At 62.5% G+C, this 23,243-nt stretch carries 22 protein-coding genes and 2 tRNA genes; 13 read left to right on the top strand and 11 right to left on the bottom strand.

The annotated features are described in order from the left end of the window. The first annotated feature begins 25 nt into the window (after positions 1–25). Complete coding sequence (locus tag ACP15D_RS06820) at positions 26–847, top strand: hypothetical protein (protein ID WP_424956791.1); 822 nt, start codon at positions 26–28, stop codon at positions 845–847. Positions 848–858: 11 nt separating this feature from the next. Here ACP15D_RS06820 and ACP15D_RS06825 read toward each other — a convergent pair whose 3' ends face one another. The 5 genes from ACP15D_RS06825 to ACP15D_RS06845 all read right to left on the bottom strand — a co-directional run bounded on the left by ACP15D_RS06825 (position 859) and on the right by ACP15D_RS06845 (position 6,256). Continuing rightward, positions 859–2,427, bottom strand: coding sequence for a sodium:solute symporter family transporter (locus tag ACP15D_RS06825; RefSeq protein WP_424956792.1), 1,569 nt, complete (start codon positions 2,425–2,427; stop codon positions 859–861). A gap of 29 nt (positions 2,428–2,456) precedes the next feature. Continuing rightward, on the bottom strand, positions 2,457–3,974 hold the full coding sequence (gene ggpS / locus ACP15D_RS06830; RefSeq protein WP_424956793.1) for a glucosylglycerol-phosphate synthase: 1,518 nt from the start codon (positions 3,972–3,974) through the stop codon (positions 2,457–2,459). Further along, complete coding sequence (locus tag ACP15D_RS06835; protein WP_424956794.1) at positions 3,974–4,750, bottom strand: HAD-IIB family hydrolase; 777 nt, start codon at positions 4,748–4,750, stop codon at positions 3,974–3,976. The genes ggpS and ACP15D_RS06835 overlap by 1 nt, the downstream gene beginning before the upstream one ends. Next, positions 4,747–5,826 (bottom strand): NAD(P)H-dependent glycerol-3-phosphate dehydrogenase, encoded by a 1,080-nt coding sequence (locus ACP15D_RS06840; RefSeq protein WP_424956795.1) that lies wholly within the window; start codon positions 5,824–5,826, stop codon positions 4,747–4,749. The genes ACP15D_RS06835 and ACP15D_RS06840 overlap by 4 nt, the downstream gene beginning before the upstream one ends. Positions 5,827–6,166: 340 nt before the next feature. After that, positions 6,167–6,256: transfer RNA gene (locus tag ACP15D_RS06845), tRNA-Ser, on the bottom strand. 286 nt (positions 6,257–6,542) lie between these two features. Between ACP15D_RS06845 and ACP15D_RS06850 the strand changes: the two genes are divergently transcribed. Then, positions 6,543–7,031 (top strand): hypothetical protein, encoded by a 489-nt coding sequence (locus ACP15D_RS06850; RefSeq protein WP_424956796.1) that lies wholly within the window; start codon positions 6,543–6,545, stop codon positions 7,029–7,031. A gap of 136 nt (positions 7,032–7,167) precedes the next feature. After that, positions 7,168–7,524 (top strand): hypothetical protein, encoded by a 357-nt coding sequence (locus tag ACP15D_RS06855; protein ID WP_424956797.1) that lies wholly within the window; start codon positions 7,168–7,170, stop codon positions 7,522–7,524. Positions 7,525–7,607: 83 nt separating this feature from the next. On the opposite strand, the gene ACP15D_RS06860 is transcribed toward ACP15D_RS06855, so the two are convergent. Beyond that, positions 7,608–8,285 (bottom strand): MBL fold metallo-hydrolase, encoded by a 678-nt coding sequence (locus tag ACP15D_RS06860; RefSeq protein WP_424956798.1) that lies wholly within the window; start codon positions 8,283–8,285, stop codon positions 7,608–7,610. 117 nt (positions 8,286–8,402) lie between these two features. Here ACP15D_RS06860 and ACP15D_RS06865 point away from each other — a divergent pair, with 117 nt between their 5' ends. From ACP15D_RS06865 to ACP15D_RS06885, 5 genes are all read left to right on the top strand, one after another. After that, positions 8,403–8,897, top strand: a complete 495-nt coding sequence (locus ACP15D_RS06865; RefSeq protein ID WP_424956799.1) for a DUF2165 family protein — start codon at positions 8,403–8,405, stop codon at positions 8,895–8,897. Beyond that, complete coding sequence (locus ACP15D_RS06870; protein WP_424956800.1) at positions 8,890–9,195, top strand: PQQ-binding-like beta-propeller repeat protein; 306 nt, start codon at positions 8,890–8,892, stop codon at positions 9,193–9,195. The genes ACP15D_RS06865 and ACP15D_RS06870 overlap by 8 nt, the downstream gene beginning before the upstream one ends. Before the next feature lie 18 nt (positions 9,196–9,213). Then, on the top strand, positions 9,214–10,098 hold the full coding sequence (rfbD, locus tag ACP15D_RS06875) for a dTDP-4-dehydrorhamnose reductase (RefSeq protein ID WP_424956801.1): 885 nt from the start codon (positions 9,214–9,216) through the stop codon (positions 10,096–10,098). Positions 10,099–10,256: 158 nt separating this feature from the next. Further along, the gene (locus tag ACP15D_RS06880; protein ID WP_424956802.1) at positions 10,257–12,374 is read left to right on the top strand and encodes a putative bifunctional diguanylate cyclase/phosphodiesterase; all 2,118 of its coding nucleotides are present in this window, start codon (positions 10,257–10,259) and stop codon (positions 12,372–12,374) included. A 123-nt stretch (positions 12,375–12,497) separates the two neighbouring features. Beyond that, on the top strand, positions 12,498–14,135 hold the full coding sequence (locus ACP15D_RS06885; RefSeq protein WP_424956803.1) for an APC family permease: 1,638 nt from the start codon (positions 12,498–12,500) through the stop codon (positions 14,133–14,135). On the opposite strand, the gene ACP15D_RS06890 is transcribed toward ACP15D_RS06885, so the two are convergent. Both ACP15D_RS06890 and ctrA read right to left on the bottom strand, forming a co-directional pair. After that, positions 14,107–14,358, bottom strand: coding sequence for a CBU_0592 family membrane protein (locus tag ACP15D_RS06890; RefSeq protein WP_424956804.1), 252 nt, complete (start codon positions 14,356–14,358; stop codon positions 14,107–14,109). The genes ACP15D_RS06885 and ACP15D_RS06890 overlap by 29 nt on opposite strands. Before the next feature lie 174 nt (positions 14,359–14,532). Next, positions 14,533–15,234: a response regulator transcription factor CtrA gene (ctrA, locus tag ACP15D_RS06895; RefSeq protein ID WP_072372331.1), complete on the bottom strand. Its 702-nt coding sequence runs from the start codon at positions 15,232–15,234 to the stop codon at positions 14,533–14,535. A 651-nt stretch (positions 15,235–15,885) separates the two neighbouring features. Here ctrA and ACP15D_RS06900 point away from each other — a divergent pair. Together ACP15D_RS06900 and ACP15D_RS06905 are read left to right on the top strand one after the other, a co-directional pair. After that, a complete protein-coding gene (locus ACP15D_RS06900) occupies positions 15,886–16,263 on the top strand; it encodes a flagellar export protein FliJ (RefSeq protein WP_424956805.1) in 378 nt (125 codons plus the stop codon). Between the two features lie 184 nt (positions 16,264–16,447). Next, entirely contained in the window at positions 16,448–16,999 is a 552-nt protein-coding gene (locus tag ACP15D_RS06905; RefSeq protein ID WP_424956806.1) for a hypothetical protein, read from the top strand. Between the two features lie 32 nt (positions 17,000–17,031). Here ACP15D_RS06905 and ACP15D_RS06910 read toward each other — a convergent pair whose 3' ends face one another. After that, the gene (locus tag ACP15D_RS06910; RefSeq protein ID WP_072373309.1) at positions 17,032–17,310 is read right to left on the bottom strand and encodes a DUF1153 domain-containing protein; all 279 of its coding nucleotides are present in this window, start codon (positions 17,308–17,310) and stop codon (positions 17,032–17,034) included. Between the two features lie 299 nt (positions 17,311–17,609). Between ACP15D_RS06910 and mnmA the strand changes: the two genes are divergently transcribed. The 3 genes from mnmA (at position 17,610) to ACP15D_RS06925 (ending at position 19,724) form a co-directional block, all read left to right on the top strand. Next, positions 17,610–18,875: a tRNA 2-thiouridine(34) synthase MnmA gene (mnmA, locus tag ACP15D_RS06915; RefSeq protein WP_424956807.1), complete on the top strand. Its 1,266-nt coding sequence runs from the start codon at positions 17,610–17,612 to the stop codon at positions 18,873–18,875. Next, positions 18,862–19,581: a class I SAM-dependent methyltransferase gene (locus tag ACP15D_RS06920; protein WP_424956808.1), complete on the top strand. Its 720-nt coding sequence runs from the start codon at positions 18,862–18,864 to the stop codon at positions 19,579–19,581. Before mnmA ends, ACP15D_RS06920 begins: the two co-directional genes overlap by 14 nt. Positions 19,582–19,647: 66 nt before the next feature. Beyond that, positions 19,648–19,724 (top strand) — tRNA-Met (locus ACP15D_RS06925). Positions 19,725–19,799: 75 nt separating this feature from the next. Here ACP15D_RS06925 and ACP15D_RS06930 read toward each other — a convergent pair. Both ACP15D_RS06930 and ACP15D_RS06935 read right to left on the bottom strand, forming a co-directional pair. Beyond that, on the bottom strand, positions 19,800–20,144 hold the full coding sequence (locus tag ACP15D_RS06930) for a DUF3240 family protein (protein WP_424956809.1): 345 nt from the start codon (positions 20,142–20,144) through the stop codon (positions 19,800–19,802). After that, positions 20,120–23,239 carry an efflux RND transporter permease subunit gene (locus tag ACP15D_RS06935; RefSeq protein ID WP_424959183.1) on the bottom strand — a complete coding sequence of 1,040 codons (3,120 nt, stop codon included), beginning with the start codon at positions 23,237–23,239 and terminating at the stop codon, positions 20,120–20,122. Before ACP15D_RS06935 ends, ACP15D_RS06930 begins: the two co-directional genes overlap by 25 nt. Positions 23,240–23,243 lie beyond the last annotated feature (4 nt).

A 23,243-nucleotide genomic window follows, 5' to 3' on the forward strand; every position in this document is an offset into this window, starting at 1 on the left:
TCGCGAGCGCAGGGGCTTCTCGGTAATGGGCGACAAGAGCTGCATCCTCGTCCTTGGGTTGGACGAGCTTGCTTCAGCGGTTGCCCGCCGGCTTCTCCTCGCCGGCTACGCCGTCGCCATGCATGCACCGGCACCGCCCGCTATACTCCGCAGGGCAATGAGCTTCTCCGATGCCTGGTACGACGGCGCCGCCGTTCTCGAAGATGTCGAAGCCCGCCGCGCCGATTCAGACGCCGAATTTCTGCAGGCACTGCGCAGCGCCCTGACCATTCCCGTCCTCACCCAGCGCTCGATCGAGGCGATATCGCGCTGGCCATGGGACGCCGTGATCGATGCACGGCCCGATCCCGATGCTGCCACCCGTGCGCGCATACCGGCGGAGCTGACGATCGTCCTGGGGCCAGGCGGCATCGCCGGGGACGACTGCGACATCGTCATCGAAATCGGCGGCAATGATCCAGGTGCCGTCATCCGCTCGGGCGGGGTCGCCCATCCCGCACCCGCAATGTCTGAGACCCTCGTTTGCGCGCCCTGCACGGGCCTCTTCCTCGCCGTCGCTGCAATTGGCGATCTCGTCTCCGCCGGCCAGGTCGTCGGTTACGTCGGCTCCATGCCTGTCGAAGTGCCGCTGTTCGGGCGTTTGCGCGGCCTGCAACGGTCCGGCCTGCACCTGCCGCGCAGCGCGCCCGTAGCAGCGATTACCACCGACCGCCGCGCGCCCGTCGACGCCATCGACCGCACGCACCAGCTGATTGCACGCTCCATCGCCTTCGTCATCGATCGTGAGCAGCAGGGCGACGCAATCGACGCCTGGGACAGCAAGCTCGGCTTCCGCAAATTCCTCTGACGCCCCGGACTTCAGCGGAACGCCCAGATGAGCACGCCCACTACGGCCACGATGCTCACCGCCGCCCAGCGATAGTCGGTAAACCCACCCAGCCGCACGGTATCGCGGGTCCAGAGCAGTTCCGCCAAGCGGGCCGATGCAGGCTGCGGTGTCACCATGCTCACAGCGATCCCGACGCACAGACAGAACAGCGTCGTCAGCCCTGCTACGATTGTGAAATGCGGCAGCCCATCGGCGACACCCGCGGACTGGCTCCATATCTTCCAGCCGAGGAGCGCAGCACCGAGCATGTGCCCGAACACCAAGGTGGAGATTGCACCCGCGTTGGTCATGCGTGGCCAGAACATGCCGAGCAGGAACACGGCCGCAACAGGTGGCACGGCATACGAGAACACCTGCTGGATGTAATTGAAGAGTCCCGGAAACTCGCGGATCACCAGCGGCCACAGCGCAGCCAACACGATGAACACGGCCGTTGCCGCACGCCCGACCCAGACGACGCGCTCCGCCGACCATCCCCGCTCATCCGGCTTGACGAAGTCGTACATGACGAGCGTCGAAGCGGCGTTCAACGTGGAATCGATCGTCGACATGATGGCCGCGATCAGCCCCGCCAGGACCAGCCCCGTCAGCCCCGCCGGCAGGAAGGTGACGAGCATCGCAGGAAACACCTGATCGGCGTTGTCGAGATTGGGAAGAAGGGCGAACGCGAGCGCACCCGGAATGGCCATCAGGAACAGCGGCAGCACCTTCAATGCCGCAGCCAGCATCGCGCCCCACCGCGCCTGCTCCAGCGAACGCGCACCTAGCACGCGCTGCATGATGTATTGGTTGGTACCCCAATAGTAAAAGCCGAGAACCGGAAGGCCGACGATCACGCCGAGCCACGGAAGCCCCGGATCATCCAACGGGCGCACCAGCGAAAGCTTCTCCGGCGCCACCGCCGCCATGGCGAGCGCCCACGAAAAATCGAACTGCCCGAAAACCTCATAGGCGATAACGCCGGTTCCAGCGATGAGCACGATCGCCTGCAGCACGTCGGTGTAGACCACCGCACGCAATCCGCCCGCCGCCGTGTAGATACCGGTGAAGACGGCGAGCGCGATGCAAGCGGGCAAAAACGGCGTCTGCGGTATGAGCGTCTGAAGCACCAGAACGCCTGCATAGACGCTGCCAGCGGTGTCGACGAAGATCGACAGAAAGATCGTGAGCGCCGAGACGTACTTGCGCGCCAGCGGCCCGAACCGCCTCTCCAGGTATTCGGGAATCGTCGTGACGCGCGTGCGCAGAAACACCGGGATCGTCACCACCGCCATGAAGACGAGGATGAGCGCCGCCATCAGCTCGTAGTGCGCAACGCTGATGCCGCTTTTGTAGGCCGCGCCGGAGACGCCGATGATGGTGGTAGAAGAGATATTCGACGCAAACAGCGACAGACCAATCGCGCCAAACCCGAGGCTACGCCCGGCGAGAAACAGCTCCTCACCCGATGTAGCCTTGCGCGTGACGATGACGCCAATGACAACGACGACGATCAGGTAGACGCCAATGACGCCCCAATCGAGCAAGCCCAGAACCACGGGCTACCCCCCTTTCCCGGTCACCGATGTTACGCGGCGCTGCGCGCGTTCTCGGTTTGCGATGTCGACAGCGCCTCGAAGCGCTCCCGCACGTGTTGCGCCCAATGGTCGACGTTCCAGGTAGATACGCGTTCGCGCATCTTCTGCAATTGATCCGAGCGCTCGGCTGCACCCATGTCGAGAGCCGTATCGATAGCGGCGTCCATGCTGCGTTCCGAATAAGGATTGACGCGGATGCTCTCCGCAAGCTCGACCGCAGAGCCCGCAAACTCCGAAAGAATGAGTGCGCCCGGATCGCCATTCTGCGCCGCGATGAATTCCTTGGCGACGAGGTTGAGCCCATCCCTGAGCGGCGTGATCCAGCAAATGTCGGCAGCGCGATAGTAGCAGACGAGCTCCTCGAACGGCACGCCGCGCGTCGACAGCATGATTGGCGACCAGCGCAGATTGCCGTACTTGCCGTTGATGGAGCCGACGAGCCGCTCCACCTCGCGCTGCGCGGCCCGATAGGCGCTCATGCCGTCCGCGGGGGCAACGCACACGCAGAACAGCTTCACCTTCTCCTTCAGCTCCGGCCGGCGCGCCAGCAGCCTGTCGAACGCCTCCAGCATCTCCTTGGTGCCTTTGACGTAGTCGACACGGCCCACAGAGACGAGCAACCGCCGGTCACCGATCTCGGCCTTTATCTCAGCAACGCGCTGTCCCGCCTCGAACGTTGAAAGCAGCTTCTCGATCACCTCCGGATTGGTCCCGATCGGCCACGCATCGATCTCGACGCGGCGGCCGTTGTAGTTGAGCGCTGTTGTAACGGTCGGCTCGGACAGGACGGTTCCCGTCGGGCAGAACGGCCCCTTCACAGCACGTGTCTCCGCGCGCACTGCGCCAAGTACGGAGCAAGCCGTGGAGGCGAAGTTCTCCGCATAACGCGGAATGTGGAAGCCCACGATATCGCAATCGAGCAGGCTGCCGAGGATCTCCTCCCGCCACGGCAACACGTTGAACGTATCTGCTGCCGGGAACGGCGTGTGATGGAACATCGCAATGCGTGCGTTCGGTTTTATGCGGCGCACGTAGTGCGGCACGAGCCAAAGATTGTAGTCGTGCACCCAGATGAACGCATCATCGCTTGCCTGCTCACAGGCGGCTTCCGCGAACAAGCGGTTCACCTCGCGGAAGTTCTCCCAGTCGACAGGGCCGTAGTTGAACTTGCCGGGAAACGAATGAAGGATCGGCCACAAGGCCTCCTTCGACGTCACGTGATAGAACGCCTTCACCTGTTCGGCTTTCAGTGGCAGGCGCACCACGTCGTACTCGCCATATGAATCCTTGATATGGACGGTGCGTTCGAAGCTCTTGCCGCTCGCCGGCACTTGCTTCCAGGCGATCCAGACCGCGTCCTTGGCGCTGCCCAAGAACCCCTTCAGCGCCGGCACGATGCCGTTCGGACTTTTGTTTTCCTTATAGGTGATGCGGCCGTTCTCCATCACCTCCTCGTAAGGCTGGCGGTGATAGACGATCACGAACGAGGATTTTTTGGCTTGAGCCATCAGGCGGTCTCCTTCGTAGCGTGCGGCTGAGGAAGCATACGCAGCACGGCAATTGCTTCGAGAATTCCGCCAGCGCCCGCGCGCTTCGCACGGTAGACGTTGTCGAAATCCGCAATTGCCTCCCGCAGCCGCGGCTCCGCGTTGCCGACGGCAACACCTTTGAGCCCGGTTTCGAACAGCGACAGGTCGTTCATCGTGTCGCCGGCACACAGAACACGCTCATGCGGCAGCCGCTCGTGCTCGAGCAGCTTGAGAAGCGTCTCGCCCTTGTTCACGCCGCGCGGCAGCACGTCGAAATAAAGATCGGCGGAGGTCAGCGCGGCGTAGCCAGCAGCATCGATTTCCACCGCAGCAGCCTCAGCCTCTGCCGCATCGTCATAGAAGTAAGAAAGCCGCCGACCGCCGAAGATGTCCTGCTTCTTGAGCTTGGTGCGCCGGCTCATGATGGCTTCGGCAGACGAAGTGCCCGGCCAGCGGCTGTCGATCCACCGCTCAGTGGCCGCATGCGGCTGCCAGTGCGGCCCCACCACCACCGAGGTCCCGACATCGCCAATGATCAGATCGGGTGCGGGCGTACCGTGGGTCGCCGGCAGCCCCGATGCGAATGGAATGTCGCGGCCGGTGACGAACGCGAGCGCGATGTCGCTTCTGCGTGCTTCGATCAGGCCATAGAGCTCGGCGCGATCCTCATCGCTTCCACCCAGGAACGTCCCGTCGAGATCGACGGCCAGAAACAGTGCACGCGACGCGAGCGATGTGCAAAGAGCACCGCTCATCCCGCCTCCGCCAGCACGATCGCATCCGTGCAGCGTCCCTCGAATGCCGCCTCCGTGGCGCCGCGCGCATCGAGCCGCCCCGAAACGAGCGCCGCCACCGCTTCTGCGAGCGGAAGCTTGAGCCCGACGCGGACGCCCATCCTGATCAGCGCTTCGACATTGGCCGCGCCTTCATGCGTTTCAGAACCGCCGGACGGGCCAGCCGTGGGCCGCGCCAGTTGCATGCCGTAGCGATAGTTTCGCGACTTGGCATCCGTGCACGTCAGCACGAAGTCGCCGAATCCGGCCGGCCCCAGCAGCGTCTCGATGCAGCCGCCCAGCGCGACGATCAGGCTCGAAGCTTCGCGAACAGCTTCGCTGAGAATGGCGGCGCGCGCGTTGGCGCCGAGCTTCAACCCATCCGAGGCCCCGCACAGCGTCGCGGCGACATTCTTGAAGACGCCCGCCACCTGCACGCCGACGACATCGTTCGTCGGCGACAGCATGAAGCGGCCGCGCGAAAGGCGCTCTGCCAGCGACGCAGCAAGCGGCATCTCACCGGCAAGCGAGACGATCGTCGGCAGATCTTGCGCCACCTCGTCGGCAAAGCTGGGCCCCGAAAGGATCAGCACCGGACCCGACCGCCATTTCGCCGCAACGCGCCGGGACAAAAGCGTACCGTCTCCCGCCAATCCCTTGGCACAGATGATCACCGGCACCTGGTCCTCGACGTAGGCCCGGGCACGCCCGGCGAGGTCCTCGACCGCGCCACTCGGCGCAGCCAGCAGCACGATATCGGCCCCCGCGAGCGCTGCCTCCATCGAATGCGTCGGCTTGAGTTCGGCTGGAAACAGGCAGCCGGACAGGCGATCGCAGTTCTCCCTGTCGGTGCTCATGGCGAGGGCATGGTCGAGGCGGCGCGACCAGAGCCGCACGTCGAGGCCCTGCCGTGCCAATGCGATTGCTAGCGCCGTACCCCATGCCCCGGCTCCGAGCACAGCCACACGCCGCACGTCGGCGTCCGCACCGCCGCAGCGCTTGGGTTTAATCTGCCGCTTACTAAGGACGTCAGTCACATCTCGGTCGCTTGTGCGCAAGTCACCGCCTCCAATAATCAGAGGGCGCACAAGGTGAATGGCCGCCAATGCGGCGAACGGGTCGAGATAAGCTCAACTTACCGAGTGCTGCTTCCTCAAGAAGTTATTGCACTGCAATAGTAACCCCTTTGACCACAATGACAACCCTTGCGGCCCGGCAGCCCGGGAAGGCCATCAATTACTTGAGTTACAATGGTTTTGTTTCCGCGCGCCCACGGAGAAGCACGCCTGCCGGCGCGAAATTCTGATTCTACTCAGACGCAGCGTCTCGCCCCCCGCATTCGTCTGGAGGTCCGAGCCGCCGGCTAAATTGAACGGGAATCTGAAATTCGGGGATTGCTGGCGGAGGGGGTGGGATTCGAACCCACGAGACGGTTGCCCGCCTACACGCGTTCCAGGCGTGCGCCTTCAACCACTCGGCCACCCCTCCGTCGCAAGCGGCGCAATATAGCCAGCGTTCTTCCCAGCGCAACTGCTGCTGCGCGTCGGCCACAGCATCTTTATGAACTAGCTGCAAATAGGCCGAAGACCACCCTTGGCCACTTCCCGCGGGTTGTCGATCGGATGACGCGACACTTATTTAACGATAGCTGTGCTATTTTGGGACATGCCGATACTATTCTCCTCGGCGGCAAGGCCGTGCGCGCCCGCCTGTCGGGCAGCCGGAAGGCGATTCACTGGAATTCTTGTGAAGTTCGAGCTTTGGGAGGTGTACTGTGAGCTTGTTCAAGGGGGGAGCAAAGGCCCTGGCTTTGGCTGCCAGCGCGGTTCTCATGGCCAGCATCCCGGCCACCGCTGGTAGTCCGTTCTCCGCCCTGGTGGGCACTTGGAGCGGCAAGGGCACGGCCCGCTTGGAAGGCGGCAAGAGCGAAAGGCTCTCTTGCAAGGGCTATTACTCTGGCGCGGGCGCCGCGCAGCTCAAGCTCAACATTATCTGCGCCAACCCCTCGACCAAGGTCGAGCTTCGCTCGGTCCTCAAATATGCTGGCGGCCGCATCACCGGCACCTGGGAAGAGCGAACCTACAATCAGGTCGGCACCATCTCCGGCAGCGCTGATGATTCCAAGCTTCGCCTCAATATCGGTGGCGGCGCACTGACCGGCCTCTTGTCCGTATCGCTCGACGACAAGACGCAGTCGGTATCCCTGTCCACGCAGGGCTCGACACTGAAAGGGGTCAGCATCAACTTCGCGCGCGGCAGCTGAGCCTGCACCCGCGCGGTAGCGATGCCCTGGCGCCACAGCACCTCCGCCGCCTAGTTCCGGCGCCGGAAGGTCAACTCCAATCGTGCTAATCTGCCTCGCCAGATTCGAAAGTCTTGAGGCCTGACCGGAGATCCAGATGAAGTTCCCCTCGACCGTCGCCCGCGTCATGGCCGCAACTGCCGCCATGGCAATTGTTGCAAGCCCCGCCTTCGCCCGCCCACGCGCCGTCAGCAAGGTGCTCGGCTACGTGACGGCGCACAGCCACGACGGCAACGGCTCCATCCGCGCGCCCTACCGGGCAACCGATGTCGGCTATCAGGTACGCCTGCCGCACGGTACATGGGTCTATTGCAAGCGCTCCTGCTCCGAGACGCTGCGCGTGAACACTGTGGACGTCTGGGCCAACATCGATGATGCAAGCCCTATCGGCGTCGGCACCCTCAGCGCCGAATGCGGCGTCTTCGGCTGCCTCCGTCGGGAGTGGAGCTTCTAAGCTTCTGACACTCTTCCAAATTGCTTCAGCGGCGCTGTTTCAGCGCCGCTTTTGCATTGGCCAACCACCTTCACAGCTTCGGGTTAGGCCGCGTCACCCACGATGAACGGGTTGGTCCGCCGCTCCTGGCCGATGCTGCTCATCGGGCCGTGGCCGCAAATGAAGACGAACTCGTCTGGCAGCGCCATCACCTTGGTGCGGATGGAGTGCATCAGCGCTTCATGATTGCCGAGCGGCAGATCGGTTCGCCCGATCGAGCCCTGGAACAACACATCGCCCATCAGCGCAAATCGCTGCGGACGGTTGACCAGCACAACCGAGCCTGGTGAATGGCCGGGGCAATGCAGCACCTCGAACGTGTGACCCGCAACCGAAACCGTCTCGCCCTCGTCCAGCCAGCGATCCGGCGTCACCGCCCGCGCTGGAACCCCGTACGCTTCACCCTGCTTCTCCAGGTTGTCGAGCAGCGGGCGCTCGTTGACGTGCGGCCCCTCGATGGGAATGCCGCCCAGCCGCTCGCGCAGCTCCGCCGCGCCGCCCGCGTGGTCGATATGCCCATGGGTGAGCAATATCTTCTCAGGTTCCATACCAACTTGAGCAATCGCCGCCTGAATTTGATCGACATCACCCCCGGGGTCCACAATGGCCCCCTTCATGGTCTCGGGATCCCACAACAGCGTGCAGTTCTGCTGGAATCCCGTCACCGGGATGATCGCCGCCTTGAGGCCGCGCTCTGGGGTTGAGTTTGGTGTATCGCTCATATCGCGGGTCTAGTCCTCGCGCAGTTAACGAGTTGTGTTGGCCCTTAAGTAGCGGAGTTGGCTCCAGCTATCCAGAGCAGCATAATCGCCGCGCCGAATCTTTGAGGGTCATCGCCGATGGTCGTGCGCTACGCAAAAGTTCTGCTCGTCGTGATGATCGGCATCTTCTCTCTGCTGGTCGGGCTCGACAACATCATTGACTACGGCACCAACTACGCCTTCGTGCAGCATGTAATGTCGATGGACACGATTTTCCCGACTTCGACCCTCACCTGGCGCGCGATCACGAACCCCACCCTTTATCATTTGGGCTACGCGCTCATCATCGCCGCCGAACTGCTGGCCGGGATTCTGTGCCTTCTCGGCGCCCGCAAGCTCTGGCACGCTCGCGCAGCTTCCGCCCCGGCATTCAATGCCGCCAAGGACGTCGCCATAGCAGGCCTCGTCACCGGCTTCGCGCTTTGGTTCTTCGGCTTCATGACCGTCGGCGGGGAATGGTTCCAGATGTGGCAGTCGCAGACATGGAACGGCCAGCAGGCCGCCCTCCGCTTCATCACCTGCATCGGCCTAGTGCTGCTGTTCCTCAACCAAAAGGATGACGAGCTTGCCTGAGCGTCGTTCGGCATCCGAGCAATCGCGCGCACGCATCGCCGTCGGACACGCCGGTTCCGTGCTGCTGCTCGAGGCGGCGACCGGGCGCCCCGTGTGGGAGCGCACCCTTGCCGATCTCCCCGCAGGCCAGCCCTGCGACGGCCAGCCCGTCACTGTGCGTATCGTCGGGGAAACTGTGATCGCAGCCTCATTGGGCCACGTTTTCGCCTTTGCGATCGCGGACGGAGAGCTGCTGTGGCAGCTGAACCGTCGTGGCCGTGGCGACGGCGAGACAAGTCTGGCAACCGAACGCGACTGAACAACAAGCGGAGTACCGATGCGCCTCTTGATTGCCGGCTGGCAGGGTCAGGTCGCCCGCGCCCTCGTAGAAATGGCTCCCGGTCGCCCTGACGTCATGGCGTGCGCAGTCGGCCGCGCGGCCTTGGATATCTGCGAGGCGAAATCCATCGAGCGCGCCCTATCGGCAATCTCGCCAACGGTCGTCATCAACTCTGCCGCGTATACCGCCGTCGACAAGGCCGAAAGCGAACCCGAACGCGCCTTCGCCCTCAATCGCGACGGCGCCCGCCTGCTCGCAGAAGCTTCTGCCAAGCGCGGCATTCCGATGATCCACATCTCCACTGACTATGTCTTCGACGGGACGAAGCAGGGCCCCTACTCCGAGGAGGACGAAACATCTCCCGCGACTGTCTTCGGCCGCTCCAAGCTCGAAGGCGAAGCGGCCGTTCGCGCCACCAACCCCAAACACCTTATCCTGCGCACCTCGTGGATATTCAGCCCGACGGGACGCAACTTCGTGCGGACAATGCTTTCCCAGGCCGGTGAGCACGAAAGCGTGCGCGTCGTCGACGACCAGCTTGGCAGTCCCACTTACGCGCCCCACCTCGTGAACGCCATCCTTGATCTCGCGGCAACGGCATCCAAACCCGACGCCGATGTGCCCTGGGGCATCTATAACATCGCCAACACTGGCTCCACGACTTGGCGCGGCCTTGCTGAGGAGGTGTTCGACCGCTCTCGTGCCCTCGGCGGGCCATCCGCTAGCGTGGCGCCGATCCGCACCGCGGACTACCCGACTCCGGCGCCCCGCCCCGCAAATTCACAACTCGACTGCAGCAAGCTGGAACGCACGTTCGGGCTCCGTCTTCCCCCCTGGCAGACCGGCGTCGCCGACTGCGTCGGACGCCTTCTCGCGGATTGATCTAGATCAACAACCGCTGCGGCAAGTCCCGATTTCCGGGATACAGCGGAGTTCTGTCGCATCCGACTTTTGTCGGATGACACCCGCTTTATGCGTGCGGCTTATACATAAATTAATCCGCGGGATGCACTCGGCTCAGACAAAATTCAGAGGTCTGAATGTCTGACGCAATACGAACTGCATCCGTCGCCCGAACCATTCTGCTCGTCATCGGCATAGCGCTCGTCTTGATGGAGGTAATCGCCCTCGGCTACCGCATGTCGTCCGACTGGAATATGATTGCCCATCGTGCCGAAAGGCGAGCTGGTGCAGCCCTCGACTTGCTGGAGACCCTTCACCAGCAGGCCATGCTCAACAGCAGTTCAGCGAACAGCAGCGACCCTGCCATCAGAACCCTCGACGGCGCGATTCAGCAATTCTCAAAAGACAACAACGATATACGCCTGTGGCTGACGATGGGCCCAAAGCTCATCGCACAGCAGATTGCCAACATAGGCAAAGACGGCTCAGTCGGAGAGATTGAGCGACCGCGCAACAGAGTTGATCGCGCGGCAATTGAATCAGCAACAACACAGTCCGCAATCATTGACGACTGGCTTCAGGTCGCCCGTCCCGCGATCCTCGGCGTTGGCAGGGCAAGCGCCCCCCGCTGCGCTTCCTGTCATGCCGGCCTGGCGCATGGCGACGTCATCGGCACTTACAGCGCTGCCGTAAACCTTGCGCTTCCGCGGGCGCAGTGGCGTCAAGACACCATCTTCGAGATTGCGGCTGCCATCGGCATTGTACTCGTCAGCCTTGGTACCATTGCCGCACTTCTGAGCTTCACGACACTGACGCCTTTGCGCCGGCTCACGGCGGCAACACGCGACCTGTCTGAAGGCAACCTTGCTGTTGCGATCGAAGGCGCCACGCGCTCCGATGAGCTGGGCACGCTTGCTAGATCGCTTGTCGTCTTCCGCAATAGCCTTCTCGACAAGCACATCGCCGAAGACAAGATCGCGCACATGGCGCAGCACGATGCGCTGACGGGTCTACCTAACCGCGCAAGCCTTCGGCGCTTCCTGGATAAGGCCGTCGCCGAGTGCCCGTCCAATATGAAGATCGGCCTCGCATCGCTGGACCTGGATGATTTCAAGCAGATCAACGATACGCACGGCCACAACGTCGGCGACCGTGTCCTCGCGGAGGTCTCCACAAGTCTGGCCGAAATAATCGAAGAGGGCGAATTCGTGGCCCGCGTCGGCGGAGACGAATTCGTCGCCTTCAAGCGTTACCGTGATCAGTCGGATCTATTTAAGTTCGTTGGGCGCCTGAAGAGGGCCTTGCATATCGATCGCGAACAGACCGTCGAGGGGCTGAACTCGGCCGCTCATATCGGCGTTGCCGTATGGCCCAATGACGCTCGCACAACGGACTCCCTCCTCGCCAAGGCTGACAATGCCTTAGAGCGTTCTAAGTCCAGCACTGCACCAAATGGCGTCTGCTACTACGAAGCATTGTTGGACAGGGAGGCCCGTCGCCGCCGACACCTCATCGCTGGCCTTGCAATCGCAGCAAAGAATGGCGAGCTGTCCCTGCACTACCAGGTGCAGAAGTCGCTCAAAACCATGGCTGTCACCGGCTACGAGGCACTACTGCGCTGGACGCATCCCCAGTTGGGCGCCATCTCGCCGGCCGAGTTCATCCCGCTCGCCGAAAACTGCGGGGCGATCCACGAAATCGGCGAATGGGTGCTCCGCACTGCCTGTCGCGATGCGGCCGCATGGCCAAGCACGGACAAGGTCGCCGTCAACCTGTCAGGCTTGCAGATCGCACGCCCTGGGCTCCCGGAACTGGTTCACGACGTGCTCATCGAATCCGGCCTCGCCCCCGAACGCCTCGAGCTCGAAATTACCGAGACGGCGATCATCGCCGACAAAGAAGCCGCCAGAGAAGTGTTGCAGCAGATCAAGCGGCTCGGTGTCGCGATCGCACTGGACGACTTCGGCCGCGGCTACTCTTCGCTCGAGACCCTGCGCTACTTTCCATTCGACAAGATCAAGCTCGACCGCTTCTTCGTCACTGAGATCGTCGGCAGCGGCGAGGCCCGCGCCATCATTCGAGCTATCGTGGCCCTGGGCAAAACGCTCGGCATCCCCATCCTCGCCGAAGGCATCGAGACAGAAGACCAACTCGCCGTGCTGAGGCAGGAACAGTGCTCCGAAGGTCAGGGCTACCTATTCGGACGGCCGCAACCCACGATCGACTTCTCGACGCAGACCCGCCACGCCTCGTAGAGTGCTTCCGGAAAAGTGGGAGCCGGTTTTCCGATAAGAAGCACGAGAAAATAAGCCCTCGTCCACCGGACTTTCACCAGCTTCGGCTACGCTCCGCCAACGCGCACCCGAGGACTGAGCGGAATGAGCATCACCACCAACAACCACAGCCCCTCCTCGCAGTGCGCTAACCCTCAGCCGACGCCCGCACTGCAGCGGCAGATCGGACCCGTGGCCCTGCTCTTCACTGGCATCACAGGCATCATCGGGTCGGGCTGGCTGTTCGCCTCTCTCTATGCCGCCCAGATCGCAGGCCCCGCTGCGATCATCTCATGGATTATCGGCGGCGGCGTCGCGCTGCTCCTGTCGCTCGTCTACGCCGAGCTGGGTGGCATGCTTCCCCTGGCCGGCGCCATCGCCCGCATCCCCTATTTCTCCCACGGCTCGATGTCCGGCTTCATGGCCGGATGGCTGTGCTGGATCGCTTACGTTGCGACAGCCCCCATCGAGGTAACGGCGGTCCTGCAGTACACCTCCAACTACCTGCCGTGGCTGACGACTCTCGTCGATGGCAACCGCGTGCTCACCGGGCACGGGCTCATTGTTGCGACGGCTCTGCTGCTCGGATTCGTCATCCTCAACCTGGCCGGCGTGCGCTGGCTTGCGCGCGCCAACCTCGCGGTGACGTCCTGGAAGCTTGCTGTCCCCCTGCTTGCCGTCGCCGGACTCATCGTCTTCGGCTTCGATCGCACCAACTTCACCGACCACGGCGGCTTCATGCCAACGGGAGCCGATGGGATATTCGCCGCCGTCGCCGGCGGCGGCGTCATCTTCTCCCTGTTCGGCTTCCGCACCGTCATCGACATGGCCGGCGAAGCGTCCAATCCCCAGCGCAACGTCCCCCTGGCAATGATTGGCGCCGTCATCATCAGCCTCATCATCTACGTACTGTTGCAGATTGCCTTCATCGGCGCGGTGCCGAGCGCCCATCTTGCCGGCGGCTGGACCCGACTATCCGAAAGCGTCGCCGATGGGCCCTTCGCTGCCTTTGCCACGATCCTCGGATTGCAGGGTCTCGCCGCGTTGCTCTACGTCGACGCCATCGTCTCACCCGCGGGCACGGGCATCGCCTACACGGGAGCGACCGCGCGCATCAACTACGCCCTGGCCGAAAACGGCCAGCTGCCCAAGTTGTTCATGCGCCTCAACGCAGCCGCCGTGCCGGTGTGGTCGATAACGATCAACTTCCTCGTTGGCCTTCTGTTGCTACTTCCGCTCCCGGGATGGTCGCAGCTGATCGGCTTCATCTCCTCCGCTGCCGTCCTTTCTCTCGCCTTCGGCCCCGTCTCGCTGGCCGCATTGCGCCACCAGTTGCCGAACCATCCGCGCCCATTCCGCCTCAGAGGCGGCCTGACCATATCGGCGATCGCCTTCATGCTCGTCGGCTGCATTGTCTATTGGGCCGGCTGGCAGACGAACTGGAAGGTCTTTGCGCTTGCACTCTCAGGCGGCGCACTCCTCATCGCCCTGCATTATTGGGGCGGAGGGCGAGAGAAGCTCGACCTGAAGCAGTCCCTTTGGTTCTGGCTCTTCATCAACGGTCTCGGACTGCTCTCTCTGGCCGGCAACTACGGGGGCGGACTTGGGCTTCTGCCGCAGTACACCGACATCGCCATCGTTAGTGCATTCTCTCTCGGCGTATTTTGGATCGCCATCAGAGACAGGCTGCCCGACGCCGAAACGCAAGCGCTCCTCAAGTTGGCACCTTCTGCCGCGCAATAGTCTTTATCAGCGCAATCAACGTCGCCGCTGCCCACGTGCCTTCGAGCACGACGAACGGCATGAAATCGATCATCCACGACGAAAGGCACGCGAGCCCCGCGCCGAGCAGATTCAGACCTAAATAGGGAATGCTCTCCGCCTTCAATGCCCCGGCAATATTGAGAACGAATGCCAGCAGCAAAAGGCCGACACCCGCCGACCCCACTAATGTCGCCAAAGTCACCTGATCCCTCCACTACGTTCGACTGGCGATGCTTATTTCCCCCGGCTTCTGCGTCAAGCCGCAAAGCCAGGTCGTAAGGCTTAAGGATGTTGCCTCGCTCAAACGCAATCGGGAGCCCGAAGGCTCCCGAAAACGCAGTGATAAGCGCAGCAGCGTCGAACCTTGCGTGCCTTATCAGGCAGCAGTGACCGCGCTGTCGTCGCTCGGATCACGCAGCACGTAGCCGCGGCCCCAAACTGTCTCGATGTAGTGCTGACCACCGGTCGCCGCCTGCAGCTTCTTGCGCAGCTTGCAGATGAACACGTCGATGATCTTCAGTTCCGGCTCATCCATGCCGCCATAGAGATGATTAAGGAACATCTCCTTGGTGAGCGTCGTCCCCTTACGCAGGGAAAGCAGCTCCAGCATCTGGTATTCTTTGCCGGTGAGATGCACGCGCTGCCCGTTCACGTCGACGGTCTTGGTGTCGAGGTTGACGCGCAGATCGCCCGTCTCGATGACGGACTGTGCATGCCCCTTCGAACGGCGCACGATGGCGTGGATCCGCGCAACGAGCTCGTCTTTGTGGAAGGGTTTCGTCATATAGTCGTCAGCGCCGAAGCCAAGGCCCCGCACCTTGTCCTCAATGCCGGCAAGGCCGGACAAGATGAGGATCGGTGTACCGACCTTCGCTACACGCAGCGTCTTCAGAACCTCATAGCCGCTCATATCCGGCAAATTGAGATCCAGAAGAATGATGTCGTAATCGTACAGTTTGCCGAGATCGACGCCTTCCTCACCCAGGTCCGTCGTGTAGACGTTGAACCCTTCGGATTGAAGCATCAGCTCGATGCTTTGTGCTGTTGCACTGTCGTCCTCGATCAGAAGGACTCTCATGGTTCTTCCTCTTAGTCCGCGCCGCTGCCCCAAAAGCCGAAAAGAGCGCCCACTCTCTTCAAGCTAAGCCATCGTTAGGAATTTACCCGCTGAAAGGTTAACAAACCCTAATTAAGTCTTTCTTTGCGCCTTACGCTTGTAACGAACTTGGTTACCCTTCCAGCGTCACTGCCTTCCGCCAGCAATCGCAAATCGCCGACAAAACGGGGCCGTCCGCAGCGGCTAAGCTACGTCGAAGCCATAATATATGTGCTGGTATGCAGACGAACTCGGAGCCCGCGACGGCATGCCACCCTGAACACCTTCCCGAGCGGGAAGCCTCGAACCAGGACAGCGCCACACAAGCCCAATGCGCTTACGAATCAAGAGGTAACAGAATTCGCGGCACCCCCCTAGGGGGCAGCCGCCATTTTTTTGCCCCAAACGAGTCGGGATTGATGGGATTGATCTTCGCGTTGCTTTACCGCAACTTAATGGCAGCGTGTCAGATTTGGTGCGAACGTTGTGCGCCGCGATCACGCTGCCCTTAAAGAGGCTCCGCCGCAAGGTCGGCCAAGGTTGGCAAGTTGCGATTTCGGCCGTCAACGTAAGCGCTGGCATGCTTCTTGTTAGTTATCGGCGCGAGTTCGAATTAGTCCGGGGTATCGAACAATGAAAGCACGTGAATCGGCCATGAGGCTGAAGCGGTTCACCGCCGACGAAATGGCGCGCAAAGTCGCCGATCTTGAGCACATGATCCGTGAGTTCGACGGCATGGCCAGCGACCTCGATCGCCAGATCAAGGCCGAGGAGGAGCGCACCGGAGTGCGCGATCCCGCTCATTTCGCCTACTCCACGTTTGCCAAATCAGCGAGCCAGCGCCGCGATAATCTGAAGACCTCTGCTGACGGCCTTCGTGCGAAGCTCGAAGCCGCCCTGCGCGAGCGGGACGAAGCGCTCGAGCAGGTCGCCCGCGCCGACACCACCACCAGCCACGAGCAACTCCGCAGCCGCCGCCGTTCCGAGAGAACCGCGGCCGTCCTGCGCTGACCCATACCGAGGGGCGCGTTTTGAAACGTTAGCGCCCCTCTTTCGGCCTTCCGTGCCGTTTTGAACTCCTCAACAGCGCGCAGCTAGCCCCGGCTTGTTTTCGTGCTGGGGCCATGCGAACGAGTTGCATCATCGCGCGATCGCCCGATCGCGCCGCTTCTGCAGCCGGACCGGCGTGAGGGGTATGCGCAGTCTTCCGCACCAAGCCATCTTGGGGCTCGCAGCGATCCTTAGCGGCCTCGTCGGCGGTTGCTCTGGCAACGGCTCCTCGCTGCCCAGCCTTCCCGAACTCACCGGAAGCGTGACCGAGGCCCCCGTGGTGGGCTCTCCGACTGAAGTCTACGAGCGTATAGCCCGCGGAGCGCTGTCGTGCTGGTTCGGGGCCGCCGGCCCACTGAAGGCCGGCTACGTCTATCACGCCGACGCAGATCCCCCGGGCAAAGGCGGCAAAGCCGAAATCAGCCTGCACGAGCGCAATCGCCTCTCCGACAATCCCAAAGGCATGCGCGCGTACCGGATCACCATCGCCGCCGAGAAGGACGTAACGACGCTGACGTTCGAGAACATCAAGATGCTCGAACCAATGGCGCTATCGCTGGAAACCGACGCCAGGCGATGGTCAACCGGAGAGATCGGTTGCACGCCGGCCCAATCGGGCGGCTGGTCAGAGAACGCGCCATCGCCCCCCGCCCCCGAGAACGAGGGCAAGCGGAAGCGTGCTCCGAAGAGCAACTGATGGAACGTCCCCTCAGCTACCTTTTCGAAGCGTCAGTCTCGATACTCTTGGATGCGCGTAGCTCGCAGGCCCGGAAGGCCATGCTTGTCGATCGAGCGCTGCCAGGACAGGAACTCGTCGACGGTCAGCTTGTAGCGGTCACAAGCCTCCTCGATGCTGAGCAGGCCACCGCGAACGGCGGCAACCACCTCCGCCTTACGACGGATCACCCAACGTTTTGTATCTCGGGGAGGAAGATCCGCAATCGTCAGCGGACTCCCATCGGGTCCGATAACGTAGCGCACCCGCGCTCTCATCTGTTGCTCGGTCATGATACTCATTACACACTCGCTGACCAGCCTTCAGTTGTAGTCCAACACGATTAATACCGACCTAAGCCATTGAGTAAACATAACATAAATCGGCGCCGCACGTCGTCCTCTAGACCATTAAGGTTTATGCAACAATTGCATGGCCAAACGAGGCCCCATAACTACGCCGTATTCCGGTGCCTGATCGGCGATCTGTGAGCCGACTTGCGTATCCCCCAGGTCCGGCCCTAATCTCGCCTGTCTGCGGCGCTGCAGAACCGGGCCGGCCCAAAAGTCAGAAAAACGCTGGTAGCCAACGCGTGAGCGATAGAACGCCCAACCTTGACGCAAGTACCGCTCTCGCCTCGAGCCCGGAGCCTGGAGCCCGCCGCCGGGTCGTCGTCGCCATGTCCGGCGGCGTCGATTCTTCGGTTGTCGCCGCGCTCATGCAGCAGGCCGGCCATGAGGTTATCGGCATAACGCTTCAACTCTACGACCACGGCGCCGCAACGGGCCGGAAGGGCAGCTGCTGCGCCGGGCAGGACATTCACGACGCGCGCCGAGTTGCTGATGCGATAGGCATTCCCCACTACGTCCTCGACTACGAGCGCCGGTTTGCCTCCGCCGTCATCGACAGCTTCGCCGAGAGCTACGCCGCGGGCGAGACACCCATTCCCTGCGTGACCTGCAACCAGCAGATCAAGTTCAAGGATTTGCTCGACACCGCCAAGGATCTTGGCGCTGACGTGCTGGCCACCGGCCACTACATTCAGCGGCGCGAGGGCCCCAATGGGCCGGAGCTGCTGCGCGCCGTCGACCCCGACCGCGACCAGAGCTATTTCCTCTTCGCCACCACCGCCCAGCAGCTCAGCCACCTCTGGTTCCCGCTCGGCGGCATGCCCAAGGCCCGAGTGCGCGAACTCGCACACGAATTTGGGCTACCTGTTGCCGAGAAAGCAGACAGCCAGGATATCTGCTTCGTACCTACCGGCCGTTATACGGGCGTCATAGAACGCTTGAAGCCGGGCGCCCTGAAGCCGGGCGACATTGTCCACATCGACGGCCGCCGCCTCGGCACCCACGAGGGCATCGTAAATTACACTATCGGACAGAGAAAAGGCCTTAAAATTCCGGGGCCTGAGCCACTTTATGTGGTCCGCCTCGATGCCGAGCGCAACGAAGTCGTGGTGGGACCGCGTGACTGCTTGCGCACCAAAAGCCTTCTCCTTAGAAACACCAACTGGCTGGGTGATGAGCCGTTCGAGGTAGCCGCAGGCGAGGGTCTGCCGATCTTCGCACGCATCCGCTCATCGCAGGCTCCGCAGGCGGCGACACTGTTCGCCGAGGCGGACGCAACAGCCACTGTTGTGTTAGAAGACGGCGAGGACGGGGTGGCGGCAGGGCAGGCGTGCGTGTTTTACGCTAGCGGCGCTGACGATGCCCGCCTCTTGGGCGGTGGCTTTATCGCCCGAACCATCGCGCGGCAGCCCGGAGCCTTCACGGCATCCGAGTCCCGCAGCGCAGAAAAGTCAGCGGGTTTGAGAGGCGCGGGTCCAGGGACCCGTGAAATCGATGTCGCAAACTGATTATCGCCAACGATCTGCAGTGCTGGAACGCCATCAGGGCCGGGTCGTAAGCATCGGGCGCATCGATGAGAGCGACGTGCTCGACGCCTACCGCCGCTGGGCACCCGTTTACGACTACACCTTCGGCCTCGTCGCCGGCGAAAGCCGCCGTCACGCGGTTCAGGTTCTCAACCAGAGGCAGGGACGCATCCTCGAAGTTGGCGTCGGCACTGGCCTTTCTCTCCCCGACTACAAGCGTCATCTCGAAGTTGTCGGCATCGACCTTTCCCCCGAGATGCTCGAAAAGGCCCGCGAGCGCGTGAACGAGGCGAAGCTCGATCACGTCACCGGCCTGCACGAGATGGACGCATCCGATCTCAAATTCGCTGACGGCTCCTTCGACATCGTCGTCGCCATGTTCGTGATGACGGTCGTGCCGGACCCCGAAAAGGTCATGCGCGAGTTGTCCCGCGTGGTGAAGCCGGGCGGCGAGGTCATGCTGGTCAATCATTTCAGCCAGCGCGAAGGCGTGCGCGGCTGGGTCGAGCGGCGCATGGCTCCGTTTGCCGACAAGATCGGCTGGCGCTCGATCTTCGATCAGTCGCGCGTTGAGGTCTGCGACGACCTCGAGCTGCTGGAACGCAAGGCGCTGCGGCCGTTCGGGCTTTTCACCATGATGCGTTTCGCCAAGCGCGACACGGCGCGTCAGCCCGTGGCTGCCGAATAAATTGTGGCGCAACGGCCGGCGGATTCTTGACAGTGCCCGCCGGCACTCCGTAAATGCGCGCCACGTGGCGGGATAGCTCAGGTGGTTAGAGCGAAGGTCTCATAATCCTTAGGTCGGCGGTTCGAGTCCGCCTCCCGCTACCATCAATCAAAAATTGAACTATGTCAGCGCCAGAGACCGGCACGCACCGCCGTCTCACAGTGCGCCGCCATTGGCAATCAGTCGGCGTGCTCGTCCGCCAATGCCGCGATCGGCTTCATGCGCCCGAAAGCCAGCACAGGCTCGATCCAGTAAACGAGATCGGCAATTGCCGCCTTCAATCGGATTTCCTCGACCAGAAGCTCGATGCGCGCGCGCGGCAGCACCACCATCAGCACTCCGCGCGTGATCCGCCCCCGCACGCGTTCGCGCATGCTGGCCTCCGCGAAAGAATGCCCATGCCCCTCCGCTTGCCACGTCGTGAAGCCCGAAACCGGTGGCTCGGAATTCATCAGCACCTCCACGAGGTGAGTTTCAGACGCCGGCGGATAGACGAGCGTCAGCTTGCAAAGGGATTGGTCCATGCCAGGCTCCGTGAATCCGCACGCGCAGCTCCGGCGGCAACGCCGAAGCGGCGGAAGAGAATGGGCAGCAGGATGAGCGTCAGCGTCGTCGACGTCACCAGACCGCCGATGACAACGATCGCCAGCGGTTTCTGAATTTCTGATCCCGGGCCACTCGCATATAGCAGCGGTACCAGACCGAAGGCGGCGATGCTGGCCGTCATCAACACGGGCCGTAAGCGGCGCATCGACCCTTCGAACACCACCTGCTTGACCGGCATGCCGGTCGCGAGCAGCTGATTGAAGTAGCTCACCAGCACCAGCCCGTTGAGCACAGCAATTCCAAGCAGTGCAATGAAACCGACCGACGCGGGGACGGAGAGGTATTCACCCGAGATCCAAAGCGCCAGCACACCGCCGATCAAAGCAAACGGGATGTTCGCCAAGATCAGCGAGGCCTGCCGGAGGGACCGCAGCGTTGCAAACAGCACCACGAAGATGAGCGCCAGGGCGATCGGCACCACGACGGCAAGGCGCGTTGCGGCACGCCGCTGGTTCTCGAATTCGCCGCCCCACACGAGGCGATAGCCCGGCGGCAGCTTCACAGCGGCATCGACGGCCTTCTGCGCATCCTCGACGAACCCAACGAGGTCGCGCCCCGACACATACGCCTGCACGATGGCAAAGCGCGACGCATTCTCGCGATCGACCTTCACAAGGCCAGCCGTGCGCTTCAGATTCGCCACATCGCCGATGCGCACGAGCCCGCCGTCGCCAGCAACGAGCTGGCTCTGCATGAACAGCTCGGGCGCCTTGCGCAGCGTCTCGGGACCGCGAATGACGATATTGGTGCGCTTCTGCCCTTCGGGAACGATGCCCGCAGGGGTGCCTTCGAGCAGGGCACGCAACTCATCCTCGATGCGCGTCACCGAAAGCCCTGTGCGGCCGGCAGTGAGCCGGTTCATCTCGATCTGCAGATAGTCGACAGTATCGTTAGACGCAGTGAACACTTCGGCAGCGCCGCGCACACCGGCAATCGCCTTCTGGATCTCTCCGGCAAGTTTCGCCAGCTCGTTGAGGTCGGAGCCGAAGATCTTCACCGCAAGATCGCCGCGCGCACCCGTCAGCATTTCCGATGTTCGCATCTCGATCGGCTGCGTGAACGAGAATTCCACCCCGGCCATATCCGCCATGGCATCGCGCAATTGCTGCAGCAGCCAATCCTTGTCCGGCACACGCCACGTCTCTTTGGGCTTCAGCACCAAGAACGCGTCCGTGTCATTGGGGCTCATCGGGTCGAGCCCCAGTTCGTCGGTGCCGACACGCGATATGACTTCCTGCACCTCAGGCACGCGTTCCAGCAGTGTCCTCTGGATTCGCAGGTCGCCGTCGATGCTGTGTTCGAGATTGATCGAGGGTAACTTGGTCGTCTGCATGATGACCGAACCCTCGTCCATCGTCGGCATGAATGTCTTTCCGACTGCAAGATAGCCCATGACCATTGCGATGACGCCCACTACCGCTGCCAGATACACGGGGTACGGAAACGCCAGACAGAAGCGCAGCAGCGGCCGATAGCCGGCCTCGATGATGCGCATGAGAATGGGGTTCTTGTGCGCCTTGCCCCGCAGGACCAGCGACGACAGAGCCGGAATGAGCGTCAGCGAGAGCAGCAGCGACGCCGACAACGCCAACACGATCGTGATGGCAACAGGCGCGAACAGCTTGCCTTCCAGGCCTTCCAGCGACAGCAGCGGCAGGAACACCAGACAGATGATCAGGATGCCCGATGCGACCGGCGTCACCACCTCCGACGCCGCCATGTAGATGTGATGCAACGGGGGAATGCGCGTATCGCCGGCATGATGGTTGAGCCGCTCGACTGCGTTCTCGACCACGACGACCGCGGCATCGACGATCAGGCCGATTGCGATGGCAAGGCCGCCCAGGCTCATGAGGTTGGCGGACATCCCCAGCAGCTTCATCAACAGGAACGTCATCAGCGCAGACATCGGAAGCGTGACCGCCACCACGATCGAAGCGCGAAGGTCACCGAGGAACAGGATCAGCAGCACCACCACCAGCACTGTTGCCTCGAGCAGCGCCTTGGAAACCGTGCCGACGGCGCGCTGGATGAGATCCGACCGATCATAGAAGGTGTGCAGCTCCACACCTGGCGGAAGCGTCGACTTCAATTCCTCTAACTGCCGCCGCACGCCTTTGACGATGCTGCTCGCATCCGCACCGCGCAGCGACAGGACGAGCCCCTCCACCGCCTCGCCTTTGCCATCCTTCGTCACGGCACCATAGCGGGTGAGATTACCGATGCCGACCGCAGCTACATCTTGCAGGCGCAAAACCTTGCCGCCCTCCGATCGCAGCACGATCTGCTGCAGGTCGGCCGGCGTCTTGATCGCACCCTCCGCGCGCACCACCAACGCCTTTTCGCCATCAGATAGGCGCCCGGCACCGTCATTGCGGTTCGTCGCGGCGATGGCTTCCTTGATGTCGGTGAGCGAGATGCCGGCGGCGGCCAGCGCCGCGCTGTCTGGCACGACTTCGAACGTGCGCACCATGCCGCCCAGCGCATTCACGTCGGCGACACCTGGAATGGTGCGCAGCGCCGGCCGGATCGTCCAGTCCAGCAGCGTTCGGCGCTCCTCGAGCGAGAGGTCGCCACCTTCGATCGTGAACATGAAAACGTCGGACAGCGGCGTCGAAATGGGAGCAAGCCCACCCGAGGCATTCGCCGGAAGAGCATCGCTCGCGCCCGCAAGCCGTTCTGCAACCTGCTGACGCGCCCAGTAGATATCGGTGCCGTCCTCGAAATTGAGAGTGATGTCGGCAATCGCATATTTCGCCGATGAACGCAGGATCGAAAGGTGCGGAATACCGAGCAGTTCCAGCTCGATCGGCGTGATGACACGCGTCTCCACCTCTTCCGGCGTCATGCCGGGCGCCTTCATGATGATCTTCACCTGGACCGAAGAGATGTCCGGGAAGGCATCGATCGGAATGCGCATGAACGCCCACGCGCCAGCCACCGCGACCAGCAACGAGCAGAACAGCACGAATGCTCGCTGCGTCAGCGCGAACTCGACGACCCGGCGCAACAGCATA

This window comes from Hyphomicrobium sp. 1Nfss2.1, from assembly GCF_965243865.1.
GTDB lineage: Bacteria > Pseudomonadota > Alphaproteobacteria > Rhizobiales > Hyphomicrobiaceae > Hyphomicrobium_A.